Origin of the sequence: Methylobacterium sp. NMS14P (assembly GCF_028583545.1) — a bacterium.
GTDB lineage: Bacteria > Pseudomonadota > Alphaproteobacteria > Rhizobiales > Beijerinckiaceae > Methylobacterium.
On sequence record NZ_CP087106.1, the window covers coordinates 93,769 to 108,166 of the forward strand.

The 14,398-nt window shown below is 72.3% G+C and carries 16 protein-coding genes; 2 read left to right on the forward strand and 14 right to left on the reverse strand.

The features are described 5' to 3' along the window. Position 1: 1 nt before the first annotated feature. The 4 genes from LOK46_RS00440 to LOK46_RS00455 all read right to left on the reverse strand — a co-directional run bounded on the left by LOK46_RS00440 (position 2) and on the right by LOK46_RS00455 (position 3,648). Complete coding sequence (locus LOK46_RS00440; protein ID WP_273561972.1) at positions 2 to 1,240, reverse strand: peptide ABC transporter permease; 1,239 nt, start codon at positions 1,238 to 1,240, stop codon at positions 2 to 4. Positions 1,241 to 1,346: 106 nt separating this feature from the next. Continuing rightward, complete coding sequence (locus tag LOK46_RS00445; RefSeq protein ID WP_273561973.1) at positions 1,347 to 1,871, reverse strand: DUF2937 family protein; 525 nt, start codon at positions 1,869 to 1,871, stop codon at positions 1,347 to 1,349. A gap of 92 nt (positions 1,872 to 1,963) precedes the next feature. Further along, positions 1,964 to 2,977: a WD40 repeat domain-containing protein gene (locus tag LOK46_RS00450; RefSeq protein WP_273561974.1), complete on the reverse strand. Its 1,014-nt coding sequence runs from the start codon at positions 2,975 to 2,977 to the stop codon at positions 1,964 to 1,966. Beyond that, positions 2,974 to 3,648: a YoaK family protein gene (locus LOK46_RS00455; RefSeq protein ID WP_273561975.1), complete on the reverse strand. Its 675-nt coding sequence runs from the start codon at positions 3,646 to 3,648 to the stop codon at positions 2,974 to 2,976. The genes LOK46_RS00450 and LOK46_RS00455 overlap by 4 nt, the downstream gene beginning before the upstream one ends. 207 nt (positions 3,649 to 3,855) lie before the next feature. Here LOK46_RS00455 and LOK46_RS00460 point away from each other — a divergent pair, with 207 nt between their 5' ends. Both LOK46_RS00460 and LOK46_RS00465 read left to right on the forward strand, forming a co-directional pair. Then, on the forward strand, positions 3,856 to 4,287 hold the full coding sequence (locus tag LOK46_RS00460) for a response regulator (RefSeq protein WP_273561976.1): 432 nt from the start codon (positions 3,856 to 3,858) through the stop codon (positions 4,285 to 4,287). A 24-nt stretch (positions 4,288 to 4,311) separates the two neighbouring features. Further along, the gene (locus LOK46_RS00465) at positions 4,312 to 4,677 is read left to right on the forward strand and encodes a photosystem reaction center subunit H (protein WP_273561977.1); all 366 of its coding nucleotides are present in this window, start codon (positions 4,312 to 4,314) and stop codon (positions 4,675 to 4,677) included. 18 nt (positions 4,678 to 4,695) lie between these two features. Here LOK46_RS00465 and LOK46_RS00470 read toward each other — a convergent pair whose 3' ends face one another. The 10 genes from LOK46_RS00470 to proB form a co-directional block, all read right to left on the reverse strand. Then, a complete protein-coding gene (locus tag LOK46_RS00470; protein WP_273561978.1) occupies positions 4,696 to 5,325 on the reverse strand; it encodes a DUF2939 domain-containing protein in 630 nt (209 codons plus the stop codon). Positions 5,326 to 5,349: 24 nt separating this feature from the next. Further along, positions 5,350 to 5,904 carry an RNA pyrophosphohydrolase gene (locus LOK46_RS00475; RefSeq protein ID WP_273561979.1) on the reverse strand — a complete coding sequence of 185 codons (555 nt, stop codon included), beginning with the start codon at positions 5,902 to 5,904 and terminating at the stop codon, positions 5,350 to 5,352. A gap of 94 nt (positions 5,905 to 5,998) precedes the next feature. After that, positions 5,999 to 7,234 carry a divergent polysaccharide deacetylase family protein gene (locus LOK46_RS00480; protein WP_273561980.1) on the reverse strand — a complete coding sequence of 412 codons (1,236 nt, stop codon included), beginning with the start codon at positions 7,232 to 7,234 and terminating at the stop codon, positions 5,999 to 6,001. A 174-nt stretch (positions 7,235 to 7,408) separates the two neighbouring features. Further along, on the reverse strand, positions 7,409 to 8,749 hold the full coding sequence (locus LOK46_RS00485) for a S41 family peptidase (protein WP_273561981.1): 1,341 nt from the start codon (positions 8,747 to 8,749) through the stop codon (positions 7,409 to 7,411). Continuing rightward, entirely contained in the window at positions 8,749 to 10,110 is a 1,362-nt protein-coding gene (locus LOK46_RS00490) for a murein hydrolase activator EnvC family protein (RefSeq protein WP_443192916.1), read from the reverse strand. Before LOK46_RS00490 ends, LOK46_RS00485 begins: the two co-directional genes overlap by 1 nt. Positions 10,111 to 10,122: 12 nt before the next feature. Then, a complete protein-coding gene (gene rlmH, locus LOK46_RS00495; protein WP_273561982.1) occupies positions 10,123 to 10,617 on the reverse strand; it encodes a 23S rRNA (pseudouridine(1915)-N(3))-methyltransferase RlmH in 495 nt (164 codons plus the stop codon). Positions 10,618 to 10,632: 15 nt separating this feature from the next. Beyond that, positions 10,633 to 10,932: a ribosome silencing factor gene (gene rsfS / locus LOK46_RS00500; protein WP_020091478.1), complete on the reverse strand. Its 300-nt coding sequence runs from the start codon at positions 10,930 to 10,932 to the stop codon at positions 10,633 to 10,635. A 162-nt stretch (positions 10,933 to 11,094) separates the two neighbouring features. Further along, positions 11,095 to 11,721: a nicotinate-nucleotide adenylyltransferase gene (locus LOK46_RS00505; RefSeq protein ID WP_273564723.1), complete on the reverse strand. Its 627-nt coding sequence runs from the start codon at positions 11,719 to 11,721 to the stop codon at positions 11,095 to 11,097. Between the two features lie 52 nt (positions 11,722 to 11,773). Next, complete coding sequence (locus tag LOK46_RS00510) at positions 11,774 to 13,072, reverse strand: glutamate-5-semialdehyde dehydrogenase (protein WP_273561983.1); 1,299 nt, start codon at positions 13,070 to 13,072, stop codon at positions 11,774 to 11,776. Between the two features lie 157 nt (positions 13,073 to 13,229). Next, positions 13,230 to 14,345 (reverse strand): glutamate 5-kinase, encoded by a 1,116-nt coding sequence (gene proB, locus LOK46_RS00515; RefSeq protein WP_273561984.1) that lies wholly within the window; start codon positions 14,343 to 14,345, stop codon positions 13,230 to 13,232. Between the last annotated feature and the right edge of the window lie 53 nt (positions 14,346 to 14,398).

The window sequence follows — 14,398 nt, forward strand, 5'->3', positions numbered from 1 at the left end:
CTCAATCCGCCCGCGTCTGCAGGCGGTGCAGCTTGGCGACCTTCGGTCGGCTGGTCCGGAACTGGCCGCGCTCCACCGCGACGAAGACCACGATCGCGATGGCGAGCGTCGTCAGCCACCACACCGCGGTCAGTCCGACGCTCAGGCAGGCCACCGTGAATGCGGCCGCGAAGCAGCCCATCGCGCCGGGAACCAGCGCCGGGCCGTCCCGGCCCGCCCGCCGGATCGAGGCGTAGAGGGCGAAGGCGGCGGCCAGGGCGCCGACGATGCCGAGCTCGTACCAGAACTCGAAGAGCGCCGTGGTCGGTGCGTTGGCCGGCAGGAGGCCGACTAGACGTCCGCGCAGGGCCGTCTCGAAACCGTGCCCGGTGATCAGCCGCACCGGATCGGAGGCCACGACCTTCTGCCAGCTCTTCAGCGACAGAACCGTGGGCGCGACCGGCCCGAACAGCGCGGCGCCCACCGGCCGCGCCAGGAACGGCAGCAGCGGCGCTGCCGCCAGCAGGGCGGCCGAGAGGATGGCGGTGAGCATCACGCCGAGCCGCAGCCGGTAGCTCGTCACCGCGAAGGCGACGGCGCCCACCGACAGAGCGGCGATCTGGGTCCCGTCCGGCTGGACCGTGAGGGCGAGGGCGACGAGCAGCGCGAGGCCCAGCGCCTCCCGGTCGCGGCGGCGGGACCGCAGCCACGCGAGGGCCGGCCAGAGCAGCAGGATGAGCAGGACGAGGCCGCGATCCAGGGCGCCGTCATCCTCGACGCCGGACGGCGCGAGGTGGGCGCCGAACAGCCCGAGCATGATCGCCACGATCGCGCCCGCCACGACGCCGAGCGGCAGGAGGTAGAGATTCGCCGAGCGCATCCTGTCGGGGAGGGCGAGGTAGCCCAGCAGAGCGAGGCCGATCGTCGCGCCGAGATTGGCGAGCCGCTCCAGCGCCGGCCCGAGGAAGGGCGTCCAGGTGAGCGACAGGGCCGACCACAGCACGACCAGCATGCCGGCCAGGAAGGCGGGTGCGGTCAGGAGGCGATAGGTCGCCGGACGGACCGGACGCTGACGCCGGTCGATGACGCTGGCGATGATCAGCAGGATCACGGCGATCGGCGCGAGGATCACCGAGGCGCGGCGGGCGACCTGCGCGAGGACGGGGAGAACCACGAACAGGCCGAAGAAGCCGATACGCCGCAGCAGCGCGGCGGCGTCGAGCGCCGGATCGATGGTGGTGGAGTTCGACGCGCGCGGCATCTTGCGCCTTCTCCCGGACCGGGACGGCCGGATCCCTGCTCGATACGCAAGGCTCGCGCAAGCCGCTGTAGACGTTGCGCCACAGTCTCGCCCGCGCGAACCGCGCTCACGCCGCGGTCGCGGTCTCTCGCGGCCGCCGGCGGACCGCCCGCCGGCCGACATCCGAGGCGACGCGCCAGCCGCCCCACGCGACGAAGAACCCGATCAGACCCGCGGCGAGGCCGTCGGCGCTCGTGGGTACGGCCGGGCGGAACTCGCGATAGGCGGCCTCGGCGACCGGCAGGTCGGGATCGCGCAGCATCGCCACCACTCGCCCCAAGGGGCTCGTCGCCGCGGTGAGGGCCTGCTGCTGAGCGCTCAGGCGGGCGAGGCGGGCGATGTCGGCCTGAGCGGCCTCACCGCGGCGGGAAACCAGCTGGTCCGGGTTGGCGCGCAGCCGGTCGACGGCGCCCTCGCGCGTCGTGCCGGAGGCCTGCGCGTCGGATTCGAGGACCGCCACCTGCCGACGGAGCTCGTCGGCGGCGCCCCCGAGGCGCTGCGCGTATTGCTGCGCGAACTCCGGGGCCTGCGCGGCGACCACGCCTCCGAGCAGGCCGAGGGCGAGGCCGAAGGTGCGGAACACGCGAAACATGTCTGGCCTCCGGCGGGGAATCGACCCCCGACAAAGAGCACGCGCGCGGCCGCGGTTCCAGCCGACGGCGGACGACGACCGGCTCTGGAGGCTCAGGCCGGCAGCGTGAGGAGGCCGGCCTTGCCGTCGGCGCAGCCGAACAGCAGGCGGCTCCCGCGCGCGTCCCACCCAAGCGCCGTCACGCCGCTTCCCTGGACGGCGGGGCGGACCAACAGCTCGGCCGCGTCGGTGAAGCGGACGAGCAGGATGCAGCCGTCCTCGTAGCCCATGGCCAGCACCGGCGCCTTCGGGTGGAACGCCACGCGGGAGACGCGGGCCGGTCGGACGCCGCATTCCCGCGGGGCCTTGCCGGTCGGACCCTCCTTCGAGTCGAAGGGCCACACGATCGCCGCCTCGGCGCCGCTGGTGCCGAGCCAGTTCCCGTCGAACGACCACGACATCGAGCGGACCTTGCCGGGGTAGCCCGACATCCGCATGTGGCCGCGGTCCGGCTGCAGGCGCCAGCCGTGCAGGCTGTTCTCCTGCATGGTCGACACCACGAAGCGCCCGTCCGGCGACCACGTCACGTCGATATGCGAGCCCTTCCAGGTGATCACCTCGGCGGGCGTCTCCAGATTGGGGTACCAGAGGCTCACGCCGTTGTAGTGGGCGACGCCGAGCCGGTAGCCCTTGGGCGCGAAGACGAGGCCGCGGGCGGAGGACGGTGCCTCGAAGGTGTTCTCGCGGCCCTTGGCGTCACGGGCCACGACGGTGCGGCCGGCCGACCACGCCACGGCGCCGTCGGGATGGGCGGCCAGCGCGTCGATCCAGGCGCCGCCCTTGGCCAGGCCGAGCTCCTCGGTCGTCCCGTCGGCGCGGACCGCCACCACGCGGCCGTCGTCGCCCCCCGTGAGCAGGCGGTCGACGCCGCCGGCCGCGACGAGGATCCCGCTGTCGGGATGCGCGGCGACGCGGGAGATCCCGTCCTCCCGCACCAGCGCGACCGTGCCGTCGCTGAGCGCCAGGGCCGGCACATCTTTGAGGAAGTGCGCGGCGAGCACGTGCTCGCCGGGCTCCAGCGCGGCGACGTGACTGGTGAGGGACGGGTTGCTGACGGGGCTGCTCATGTCGAGGGGACCTTTGCGGCCGCCGGCGCGGTGCGCAAGACCAGGAACGCGGTAATCAACGCCAGCCCGCCCGAGATCGCCGCGGGGGCGATCAGCGCGTAGAGGCCGAATTGCTGATAGGCGTGCGCGCCCAGGTAGGCGCCGAACAGCAGCGAGAGCCAGACGGAGGCGTCGCCGAGCCAGCCGAGCGGATCGCCGGTACGGGTCAGGGCCTGCGCGATCTTCTGGCCGAGGCTGAACAGCGCGCCGGTGACGAAGGTCGTGCCGGCCCGAAAGCCCGTCACCTGCGCCAGGACCGCGTTCTGCGATCCCATCGCCACCGCGACGAAGAAGGCCGCGAGGCCGAGTTCGGGCGATTGGAGGCCGAGCCCCAGACCGGCGAGGATCAGGAGAGATTCGTAGGCGAGGACCGCCGGCGTCGCCCACCGCGGCGGCACGAGGATCGCCAGCCCGCTCCCGAGGACCGATCCCGTCAGGAACGCGACGATCAGGATCGCGGGAAGGACCATGCGGTGCAGCTCGACCTGGGCGCCGAGAACGGCGAGCTGCGTGGTGTTGCCGCTCATGAAGGATGTGTAGAGGCCGCCCAGCCGCACGAAGCCGAGGGCGTCGACGTAGCCGGCCATTCCCGTGAGGAGCAGGCCGACGCCCAACTGCCAGCGGCGGTTCACCCTTCGGCCTCCGGGTCGCGGGCCGGTAACGCTCTGTTAACCATTCGGACGCCTTCGTTCACGGACGCCGGGCCGCGGTTAACGCGCCGCTCACCAAACCCGGGCAATTCGATGCAAACACGGTGAACGCCGCGTCGGAAGGGGTCGTTGCCCCATCGATCCGGCTCGGGGACACCGTGCCCCCGCCGGGTGAGTGGGAGTTGCGTCATGGTTCCGTTCGCCGCCGCTTTCGTCTGCCCGACCCTGCCCGTCCCGGACCGGGGCGTCGCCACGATCCTGGTTGTCGAGGATGAGCCGACCGTGTGCGAACTGGCCGCCGAGGCACTCCTCGACGAGGGGTACCGGGTGCTCACCGCCGCGGATGCCTGGGAGGCCGAGGCGATTCTGGCCCGGGAGAGCGTCGACCTGCTCTTCACCGATATCGATCTGGCCCGCAACACGGACGGCCTTTCGCTCGCCCGGTGCGCCCGCCGGCTCTCGCCCGATCTCCCGGTGGTCTACACCTCCGGGGGCCGGGCTTCCCTGGCGGCCTGCGAGGCGGTTCCGGGCTCGGTCTTCGTGCCGAAGCCCTACCGTCCGAGCCAACTCGTGGCGCTGACGCAGGACGTCCTGCGCACCGCGCTCGTTCACACCCTCTGAAACGGACCTTCGAGGATACCCGCCATGTGGCGCTCTCTTCCCGCAATCGGCCTCGCGCTCGCCGCCGCGGTCGCTGCATCGCCGGCCCGGGCCGCCTGCGACGTGAAGGGCGCGCAGATCGAGGAGGCGATCGCCAGGAAGAGCGAGCTCCGCGAGGACGCCAACGCCCAGCTGGTGCGCGACCTGCGGACCCTGCGCGACGCCGCGATCGTCCTCGAGAGCTACAAGTTTCCCGGCGAGTGCGAGGTCCTTCTCGGGATCGTGCGCTCCCTGCTCGCCAATCCGAGCAAGACGATCGAGCAGAGCGGCGACACCGACGAGGAGAAGGCCGAGGACCTGATCGAGGCGCGCCAGCCCAAGGACGCGGCGGGCGCCCCGAGAGCGAAGTAGCGGCCGGCGCCGCGCCGGTCAGCGCTCCTCGCCGGCGCTGGCCCCGATCTTGGCGCGCGCCAGGGCGCGGCTGAGCTTGGCGGCGATCTGCGCGCGCAGCGTGTCGGCCATCTCGATATCCACGAGGCGCCAGCTCAGGCCGCGCAGCCGCAGCCGGATCCGCGTCCGCTCGGCGCGGGACCCCTCCGGCGGGATCGGGATCACGACCGCGCGGAAGCCGCGCATCTCGAGGGCCGCGTAGTACGGCATCAGCCGCCCGACGCTGCGGATGACTAGACCCTCCGGCCGGGTACCGGCCGGCCGCTCGACGTCGAGCTTGTCGGGCCAGCCGTTGGCCAGCAGATCCATCACGGTCTCCGGCGTAACCATCGTCTCGGCGAGCGCCAGGGCGAGACCGTAGGCGGCGTCGTTGAGGCGCTGGCGGTCGCGGGGCTCCAGGTCGGGATCGGTCTCGGAGGCCGCGCGCATCGCGGCGGTGATCTGCCGGACCAGCGACAGGCGCAGCGTCCGGAAGTTCACGTGGCTCTCGACGTAGGCGGCGTCGTGCCGGCGCACGGCCTGCGCGAGGTCGTAGAGCGACCAGAGCGGGCTCATCGTGAAGGCGAGCCACGCGAGGGCGAGGGCGACCGGGACCGCGAGCCAGCGCACGGCCTCAGCGCCCCGTCCGCGCGGTCATGACCGCGCCGCCCAACGGTCGAGGCCGGAAAAGGCCGCGACGACGCGCTCGTAGACCGGTCGCTTGAAGGGCACGATCAGGTCCGGAAGCTCGGAGAACCGCGCCCAGCGCCAGGCGTCGAACTCCGCCTTGTGGGCGCCGCCGCCGGGCCGGAGCACGTCGATCAGGTCCTCGCTGCCGACGAAGCCGTAGGCGAACCATTTCTGCGTCTGGCCGCGGTAGCGGCCCTTCCAGGCCTGCTTCATCACCGCCGGCGGCAGGTCGTAGGGCAGCCAGTCCGGGATCTCGGCGAGGAGCTTCACGGCCTCGGGCGGAACGTTGGTCTCCTCGTAGAGCTCGCGGCGGGCGGCGGCCTCCGCGTCCTCGCCGGGATCGATGCCGCCCTGCGGCATCTGCCACATGTGCGGACCGGCGACGTGCTCGGGACCGGCCTCCTTGCTGCGACGCCCGACGAAGACGCCGCCGGACGGCGCGATCAGGGCGATCCCCACGCAGGGGCGGTAGGGCAGGGCCGTGCCCGGGTCCGAATCCGTTACCATCGCGGCGACCATAGGTCAGGGGTGGGCGAGGCGGCAACGTCGACCAAGTCTTCACCGACCCGGACGGTGCCGGATCTACTTGCGCTGACTTCAGACACGCTCGCGCTCAATCAGCCGTGGAGACCCGCTTGTCGCGGGCGCCGCGCAGCGCCACGCTCGCCGGCACGAGGCGCAGCCCGCGGGACTCGATCTCCTTCGCCCAGCGCGCGATGCGATCGACGCTGAGCGGCGTTCCGGTCGCCGAGACCAGGGCGAAGCCGTTGGCGCGGGCCCGGGCCTCGGCCTGAGCGAGCGCGGCGTCGATCGCGTCGGCGCGCGGCGCGGCGTCGAGGACGATCTCGGCGCGGGCGACCGGCGTCTTGCCCTTGTTGGCGGCCGCGACCGCGGGCTTCGGAGCCGTGCCGTCGTCGACGAACCCCAGGCCGCGGGCGCCGATCTCGCGCAGGATCGGCTCGAAGGCCGCGTCGGCCATGAGCTTGGAGCCCATGAAGTTCACCACGCCGACGTAGCCCGGGAAGCGCGCCATCGCCCAGGCGAGCCGGTCGGCGTTCTCCAGCCCCTTCAGCGCGGTCAGCAGCGTCTGCGGGCCCGGGTCGCTGTCGGGATAGTCGAAGGGCTCCATCGGGAGTTGCAGGAAGACCTCGTGGCCCGCGTCCCTGGCGCGCGCGGCGGCGCGCTCGACCTCGCCGCCGTAAGGCAGGAAGGCGAGGCTCACGGCGGCGGGCAGGCGCGCGGTGGCGCCGGCGGTGGCGGCCTGGCCGACACCGAGACCGGTCACCACGATCGCGATGCGCGGCCCGGTGCCGGCCTCCTCGGAACGGGCGTAGACGTCGAGGGCGCGGACGCGGCCCTCGCCCAGCTTCGGCATGAGGCCGTGGCGTCCGGATTCGCTGATCCGCGGATCCGGGGCCGGGGCGAGTCGGGGAGCGCTCGGCGGCGGCACACGGATCACCACCGCCTCGCTCGGCCCGCTGCCGGGCGGGCGCACGACCGTGACGCCGGAGGCGGTCTCGACCTCCTCGGCGCTGCGCTGGAGCGGCGTCGTTCCCGGCGCCGACGTGATGACCTGGGGCTGCTGGGCGGCCGGGGCCTGCGCGGCCGGTCGGGCCGCGGGTTCGCGCATCGTGATCGCCACTTGGACGCGGGGCTCACCGCCGCGGGGATCGCCCAGGGCGAGCACCAGGCCGGCCGCCGCCACGAAGCTGGTCACGAGCGCCGCGGCCGCGATCCGGGGCCGGCGACCAGCCGCGATGAGGCGTCCGATCCGGCCCGCGGGCTGCGCCGGCGCCGCCTCCGGCACCCCGAGGGGGCGCGTGAGGATATCGTCGGTGGACTCGGTCAAGCGGCTCTCGATACGGGATCGCGGTTCCTGCGCCGGTCGGCGCGGTCCCAACCCTCGCATCCATTGCGGCCGGGTATGGTTAACGTTCCGCTAACGTCCGGTCCCAGAACGGGAAATCCCGCCCGGCGCGGGGCCGGACGGGATCGGGTCATAGCGCCGCGGGGTACCGCGCGATCAGTTCGGCAGGCTCGGCTTCTGCTGCTGCGGCGCGGGCGTTCCGTTGGCGGCGCCCTTCTGGATGCCGTGGAGGAAGTCGACGGCCGAGATCAGCTGCTTGTCCTTGGCCGGATCCGGCGGGACGTAGGCGGAGGATCCGCCGCGCTCGTCGGTGTCCTTCTGCTTCAGGTGGCCCTTCAGCCCGGCCTCACCCTTGGTCTCGTCCTTGCCCTTCAGCTCGTCCGGCACGTCCTGCGTGACCTCGACGTCCGGCTCGATGCCCTTCGCCTGGATCGAGCGGCCCGACGGCGTGTAGTAGCGCGCCGTGGTGAGCCGGAGGGCGCCGGAGCCGCCGAGCGGGATGATCGACTGGACCGAGCCCTTGCCGAACGAGCGCGTGCCCATGATGGTCGCGCGCTTGTGATCCTGAAGGGCGCCGGCCACGATCTCGGAGGCCGAGGCGGAGCCGCCGTTGACCAGCACCACGATGGGCTTGCCCTTGGTCAGATCGCCGGATTTGGCGGAGAAGCGCTGGGTCTCGTCCGGGTTGCGGCCGCGGGTGGAGACGATCTCGCCGCGATCGAGGAACGCGTCGGAGACCATCACGGCCTGGTCGAGCAGGCCGCCCGGGTTGTTGCGCAGGTCGACGATGTAGCCCTTGATCTTGTCGGCACCGATCTCGCCCGTGAGCTTGTCGATCGCGGCCCGCATCCCGTCGAAGGTCTGCTCGTTGAACTGGGTCAGGCGGATGTAGGCGACGTCGCCGCCCTCGATCTTCGAGCGCACCGGCTTGATCTTGATCACGTCGCGGGTGAGCGTGACGTCGATCGGATCCTTCGACTCCTTGCGGCTGATCTTGAGCTTGACGCTCGAGTTCACCGGGCCGCGCATCTTGTCGACCGCCTGGTTCAGGGTGAGGCCCTGGACCTGGTCGTCGTCGATCTGCGTGATAATGTCGTTCGCGAGCAGGCCCGCCTTCGCCGCGGGGGTGTCGTCGATCGGCGTGACGACCTTGATCAGGCCGTCCTCCATCGTGACCTCGATGCCGAGCCCGCCGAACTCGCCGCGGGTGGTGGTCTGCATGTCGCGGAACGCCTTGGCGTCCATGTAGCTCGAGTGCGGATCGAGCGACGTCAGCATGCCGTTGACGGCCGCCTCGATCATCTTCGACTCGTCCGGCTTCTCGACGTAGTCGGTGCGGACCTTCTCGAAGACGTCGCCGAACAGGCTGAGCTGGCGGTAGGTCTCGGCCGAGGCGGCCACGGCCCGCGGACCCGACAGGAAGTCGGTCTGGGTCGCCACCATGGACGTTCCGGCACCGAGGAAGGCGCCGAGCATGATCAGGGAAGTCTTGCGCATCAGCCGCGAACCTTCTCGCCAAGTACCGTATTACTCGGGCTCTTCGCCCACCACGGCTCCGGATCGATGGAGCCGCCGTCCTTCTTGAACTCGACGTAGAGCGTGGGATCACCCTCGGACCCGCCGGGACCCGCACCCTTGTCGCCCATGCTGCCGACCGGTTCGCCCGCGAGCACGAACTGACCGACCTCGACGCTGATCTGGTCCATTCCCGCGAGCAGAAGATAGTAGCCGTCGCCCGCGTTGATGATCAAGAGTTGGCCATAGGACCGAAACGGCCCGGCGAACTGCACCCATCCGTCGGCCGGGGAGGAGACCGAGGCCTTCGGGCGGGTCGTGAACGACACGCCGCGCGTCGTTCCCCCATTGCCATCGGGCTGATTGAAGCCCCGTGCGACGCGACCACTCACCGGCCGCGGCACTTCGCCCCGTGCCTCGGCGAAGTGCACCTTGGGTGCCAGCCGCGCGGGATCGCGGAAGCCGGCCGCGGCGAACCGCTCCTGGGTGATGCGCACCTCGCGCTCCGCGGCGGCCTTCGCCTCCTCGGCGGAGCGCCTCGCCGCCGCGACCTCCGCCTCCGTGCGGTCGAGCAGGTCCTTCAAGTTCTTGGCCTGCGCACCGAGCTCGGTGGCGCGGCGTCGTTCGGCCGTGAGGCCGCTCTCCACCTCCGACTGCCGTGCGCGCCGGGCGGCGACGAGCGCCTGCAGGCGCTGCTGCTCCCGCGCCCAGCCGGCGAGATCGTTCGAGAGGCCTTCCTTGTCCTGCGCGATCAAACCGCGCAGCCTGATCATTTCCGCGAGATCGGCCGCGAGCGTGTCGACCTCGCCGCGCAGCTCCGGCACCACCGCGCCGAGCAGCATCGAGGTCCGGATCGCGGCCAGCACGTCCTCTGGACTCACCAGCACGGCCGGTGGCGGCCGACGGCCCATGCGCTGGAGCGCCGCCAGGATCTCGGCGACGATGCCGCGCCGGCCCTGCAGCGAGTGCCGGATCGCGGCCTCGCTCTCGCTCATCGCCTTCAGGCGCTCCTCCAGGCGGCTCAGGCGATCTTCCGTCGCCTGCGCCTGCCGGTTCGCGTCGAGGAGGGCGGTGTCGAATTTCGCGCGATCGGACCCGATCGCGGCGATCTCGGACTCGAACTGCGCGCGCTGTCCGGCGCTGGCGGCGAGGGCGTCCTGCACGCGCTTCAGGTTCTCGGCCCGGCGCTCCCGCTCCTCGTTGGCGCGCTGGATCGCCTCGGGATCCGTGGGCTTCGGGGCCTCGGCGCGCGCGGCCACGGTGACCGACAGCGCGGCCAGCAGGGCGAGTGCCGCGGGCGCGCGCCGCGGCACAGGCTTCGACTCCGCCTCGGTCTCGGATATCCCCACGGCCGTTCAGCCCGCCTCACCGCGATGGTACGGGTGTCCGGCGAGGATCGTGAGGCTGCGATAGAGTTGTTCGAGGGCGAGCACGCGAACGAGTCCGTGGGGCAGGGTGGCGGCCCCGAACGACAGGATCAACTCGGCCCGCGTCCGAATTGAGGCGTCCAGCCCGTCCGGCCCGCCGATCGCCACGACCAGGGCCGGCCGGGCCGCGTCGCGCCAGCCGGCGACGCGCTCGGCCAGGGCCTCGCTGCCGAGATCGGCCCGGCCGCGCTCGTCGTAGGCGACGAGCACACCGCCGGCGGGCAGATGGGTCGCGAGCGCCGCCGCCTCCTCGGCGCACCGGTCGGGCGCGCGACGGGCCCGGGATTCCGGGATCTCGGCGGTGTCGCAGGACGGGAAGCCGAGGCCGCGTCCCAACTGCGCGGCGCGGTCGCGATATCGTGACGCGAGTTCGCGCTCCGGCCCGGCCTTCAGCCGTCCGACCGCGGCCAGGATCAGGCGCACGGATGCCTGTCCGGCCTAGCCGGCCGCGATCCCGACGGGGCGGTCGGCGCCCCACATCTTCTCGAGATTGTAGAAGCCGCGGACCTCGGGGCGGAAGATGTGCACCAGCACGTCGCCCGCGTCGATCAGCACCCAGTCGCAGGCCGGCATGCCCTCGACCCGGGCGTTGCCGTAGCCGCGGTTCTTCATCTCTTGGATGATCTTGTCGGCGATCGAACCGACATGCCGCTGCGAGCGACCCGACGTGATGATCATCGTGTCGGCGAGCGAGGTCTTGCCGGCCAGATCGATCGCGATCGTCTCCTCGGCCTTCATGTCGTCGAGGCATTCGAGGGCGAGCGCCTTCAGGTCGTCCGAGCGCGCCTGACCGGCTTCGACCGGGGCCTGGACGGGGGTGCGGATCGTCTCCGTGTGACTGGTCTCGGGCAGAGTCCTGGTTCCTCGTTCTGCCGCACGGCGACGTCGGGCCTTGCGGGATCAGGTGAAATTGGCGGTATCGCGCCCCGATTGCAACCGCGCAGGCCGCGGTCGGGGCATCCGCGCGCCCATGCGCGCGCGGATCTGCGTGGACGACAGGGTCGAGCGGGGGCCGTGCAGGAACATCCAGGCCGGCGGCGACCGCAGCGCGAGCGTCGGTGCCGCCGCCTCGGGGACCCGGGCGTCGGCGAGGCGACGGGCGGCCCGGGCGCTCAGCGGCGTCATGGTGAAGCCGGGCCGGTCGATGACGGCGATCGGCACGAGGCGCGCGATCTCGGCGAAACCCTTCCAGCGATGGAAGGTGCCGAGAGAATCGGCCCCCATGATCCAGACGAAGTGAACGCCCGGACACCGGCGCGTGAGGAACCGCAGCGTCTGGACCGTGAAGCGGACGCCGAGCGCCGCCTCGATCCCGGTCACGGCGATCCGCGGGTGCCGGGCGATCTCGCGCGCCTGGGCGCACCGCTCCGCGACGGAGGGGAGGGCGCTCCGGCTCTTGAGCGGGTTCCCCGGGCTCACCAGCCACCAGACCCGATCGAGCCCGAGGCGACGCAGGGCCGCGAGCGTCACGTGCCGGTGGCCCAGATGGGCGGGATTGAAGGATCCGCCGTAGAGGCCGATCCGCATGCCGGGGGCGCTCGGCGGCAGGGTCAGCCGCACGCCGAACCGTCAACTCGGATCACGGGCGGATCTGGCCGGTGCCGTGGACCCGGTACTTAAAGGTGGTCAGCTGCTCGACGCCCACCGGTCCGCGCGCGTGCATCCGCCCGGTGGCGATGCCGATCTCGGCCCCGAAGCCGAACTCGCCGCCGTCGGCGAACTGCGTGGAGGCGTTGTGCGTGACGATCGCCGAGTCGACCTCGGCCAGGAAGCGGGTCGCCTCGGCGTCGTTCTCGGTGACGATCGCGTCGGTGTGGTGCGATCCGTAGGTCTCGATGTGCTCGATGGCGGCCTCGATCCCGTCGACCACCCGCACCGCGATGATCGCGTCGAGGTACTCGGTGTGCCAGTCCTCCTCGGAGGCGGCGGTCACGCGCGGATCGACCGCGCGCGTCGCGGTATCGCCCCGGACCGCGCAGCCGGCGTCGAGCAGGGCCTGGACCAGCGGCGCGAGGTGCGTCGCCGCGCAGGCGCGGTCGACCAGCAGGGTCTCGGCGGCGCCGCAGACGCTGGTGCGGCGCATCTTGCTGTTGAGCAGCACGGCGCGGGCCATGTCGAGGTCGGCCGCGGCGGCGACGTAGACGTGGTTGATGCCGTCGAGATGGGCGAAGACCGGCACGCGCGCCTCGGCCTGGACGCGCTCCACGAGGCCGCGGCCGCCGCGCGGGACGATCACGTCGACGCAGCCGTCGAGGCCGGCGAGCATCAGCCCGACCGCGGCGCGGTCGCGGGTCGGCACCAGCTGGATCGCGTCCTCCGGCAGGCCCGCGTCGGCGAGCCCGCGGCTCATCGCCTTCGCGATCGCCATGGCGCTGCGGTGGCTGTCCGAGCCGGCGCGGAGGATCGCCGCGTTGCCGGCCTTGAGGCAGAGCGCGCCGGCATCCGCCGTCACGTTGGGGCGCGCCTCGAAGATGACGCCGACGACGCCGAGCGGCACCGCGATGCGCTCGATCAGCAGGCCGTTCGGCCGCTCGATCGCGGCGAGCTGGCGGCCGACCGGGTCGGCCAGCGACCCGACCTTCTCGACGGCGTCCGCGATCGCCGCGAGGCGCGCGGGGTCGAGGGTGAGCCGGTCGATCAGCGCGGCGGTCTGGCCCGCGCTCCGGGCGGCGGCCACGTCCCGGGCGTTCTCGCCCAGGATCTCGTCGGCGCTCGCGCGGATCCGCTCGGCGATCAGCTTGAGCGCCACGTCCTTGGTCCGCGCCGAGGCCAGCGCCATGCGCCGCGCCGCCGCCCGGGCGCGGCGGCCGATCGCCGCCATCTGCTCCGGAAGGGCGTCGGCGTCGGCGAAGTCCGATCTCAGATTCAGGACGGGCACGCTGGCGTCCTCGATTGTCGACGGCCGCACGCGGCCCGGGCGGGGGAAAGCGCCGTATTTGCACATCGTGCGCCGTCCCGACAAGAGTGCCGGACCGGGAAGGGTGGCGATAATCGAGACGAAAAATTGTAAATAGATTAGCTTGTATCGGCGATTTCTAGAACAGTGCCAAGTCATCGCGGTGCACCATCCAGGCACGACCGGGATAATTGAGCAGTTCCGGAATGCGCGCGCTCGGATGACCGATGATCAGCGCGGCCTCGGCGCTGTCGTACGCCACCAGGCCGCGGCCGAGGATCCGGCCTTCCGGATCGCGGATCATGACGGCGTCGCCGCGGGAGAAGCTGCCCTCGATCGCCCGCACGCCCACCGGGAGCAGGCTGGCCCCGCTCCGGAGCGCCTGCTCGGCGCCCGCGTCGATCGTCAGGGTGCCGCGCGGCTCCAGGGAGCCGGCGATCCAGGTCTTCCGGGCGGCCGTGGGCGTGGAGCCGGAGAGGAACCACGTGCAGCGCGCGCCGTCCCGCACGGCCCTGAGCGGGTTCTTCCCGCGCCCGTCCGCGATGACCAGGTGCGTGCCGCCCGAGGCCGCGATCTTGGCGGCCTCGACCTTGGTGCGCATGCCGCCCCGCGACAGCTCGGAGGCCGGGCCGCCGGCCATCGCCTCGATCTCCGGGGTGATGCGCTCGACCACCGCGAGGTGGCGGGCGTCCGGATCGCTCTTGGGCGGCGCGGTGTAGAGGCCGTCGATGTCCGAGAACAGCACCAGCACGTCGGCGTCGATCATGGTGGCGACCCGGGCGGCGAGCCGGTCGTTGTCGCCGTAGCGGATCTCCGAGGTCGCCACCGTGTCGTTCTCGTTCACGACCGGGACCGCGCGCATCTCCAGCAGCTTCAGCACGGTGGCGCGGGCGTTGAGGTAGCGGCGGCGCTCCTCGGTGTCCTGCGGCGTCACGAGGATCTGGCCGGCGACGATCCCGTGGTGGCCCAGAGCCTCGGCCCAGTGGCGGGCCAGCGTGATCTGCCCCACCGAGGCCGCGCCCTGGCTCTCCTCCAGGCGCAGGGCGCCGGGCGGCAGGCCCAGCACCGTCCGGCCGAGGGCGATGCTGCCGGAGGACACGACCAGCACGTCGACGCCCCGCCCGTGCAGCTCCGCGATGTCCTCGGCCAGCGCCGCGAGCCAGGCGTGGCGCAGGCGGCCGGCGCTGCGGTCGACCAGCAGGGCCGAACCGACTTTGATGACCACGCGGCGGAATTCTTCGAGGGCAGGGATCATGATTCTCGCGGGGACGCGCGTTCGCGGCGGGTGTGGACCGAGACCCGCCCTTT

Bases quoted from the DNA above. Each gene is read 5' to 3' on its own strand.
- LOK46_RS00475 (WP_273561979.1), bottom strand. From the start codon at position 5,904: ATGGTCGCCGCGATGGTAACGGATTCGGACCCGGGCACGGCCCTGCCC.
- LOK46_RS00450 (WP_273561974.1), bottom strand. From the start codon at position 2,977: ATGAGCAGCCCCGTCAGCAACCCGTCCCTCACCAGTCACGTCGCCGCG.
- LOK46_RS00485 (WP_273561981.1), bottom strand. From the start codon at position 8,749: ATGCGCAAGACTTCCCTGATCATGCTCGGCGCCTTCCTCGGTGCCGGA.
- LOK46_RS00440 (WP_273561972.1), bottom strand. From the start codon at position 1,240: ATGCCGCGCGCGTCGAACTCCACCACCATCGATCCGGCGCTCGACGCC.
- rsfS (WP_020091478.1), bottom strand. From the start codon at position 10,932: ATGAAGGCCGAGGAGACGATCGCGATCGATCTGGCCGGCAAGACCTCG.
- LOK46_RS00460 (WP_273561976.1), top strand. From the start codon at position 3,856: ATGGTTCCGTTCGCCGCCGCTTTCGTCTGCCCGACCCTGCCCGTCCCG.
- proB (WP_273561984.1), bottom strand. From the start codon at position 14,345: ATGATCCCTGCCCTCGAAGAATTCCGCCGCGTGGTCATCAAAGTCGGT.
- LOK46_RS00445 (WP_273561973.1), bottom strand. From the start codon at position 1,871: ATGTTTCGCGTGTTCCGCACCTTCGGCCTCGCCCTCGGCCTGCTCGGA.
- LOK46_RS00465 (WP_273561977.1), top strand. From the start codon at position 4,312: ATGTGGCGCTCTCTTCCCGCAATCGGCCTCGCGCTCGCCGCCGCGGTC.
- LOK46_RS00505 (WP_273564723.1), bottom strand. From the start codon at position 11,721: ATGCGGATCGGCCTCTACGGCGGATCCTTCAATCCCGCCCATCTGGGC.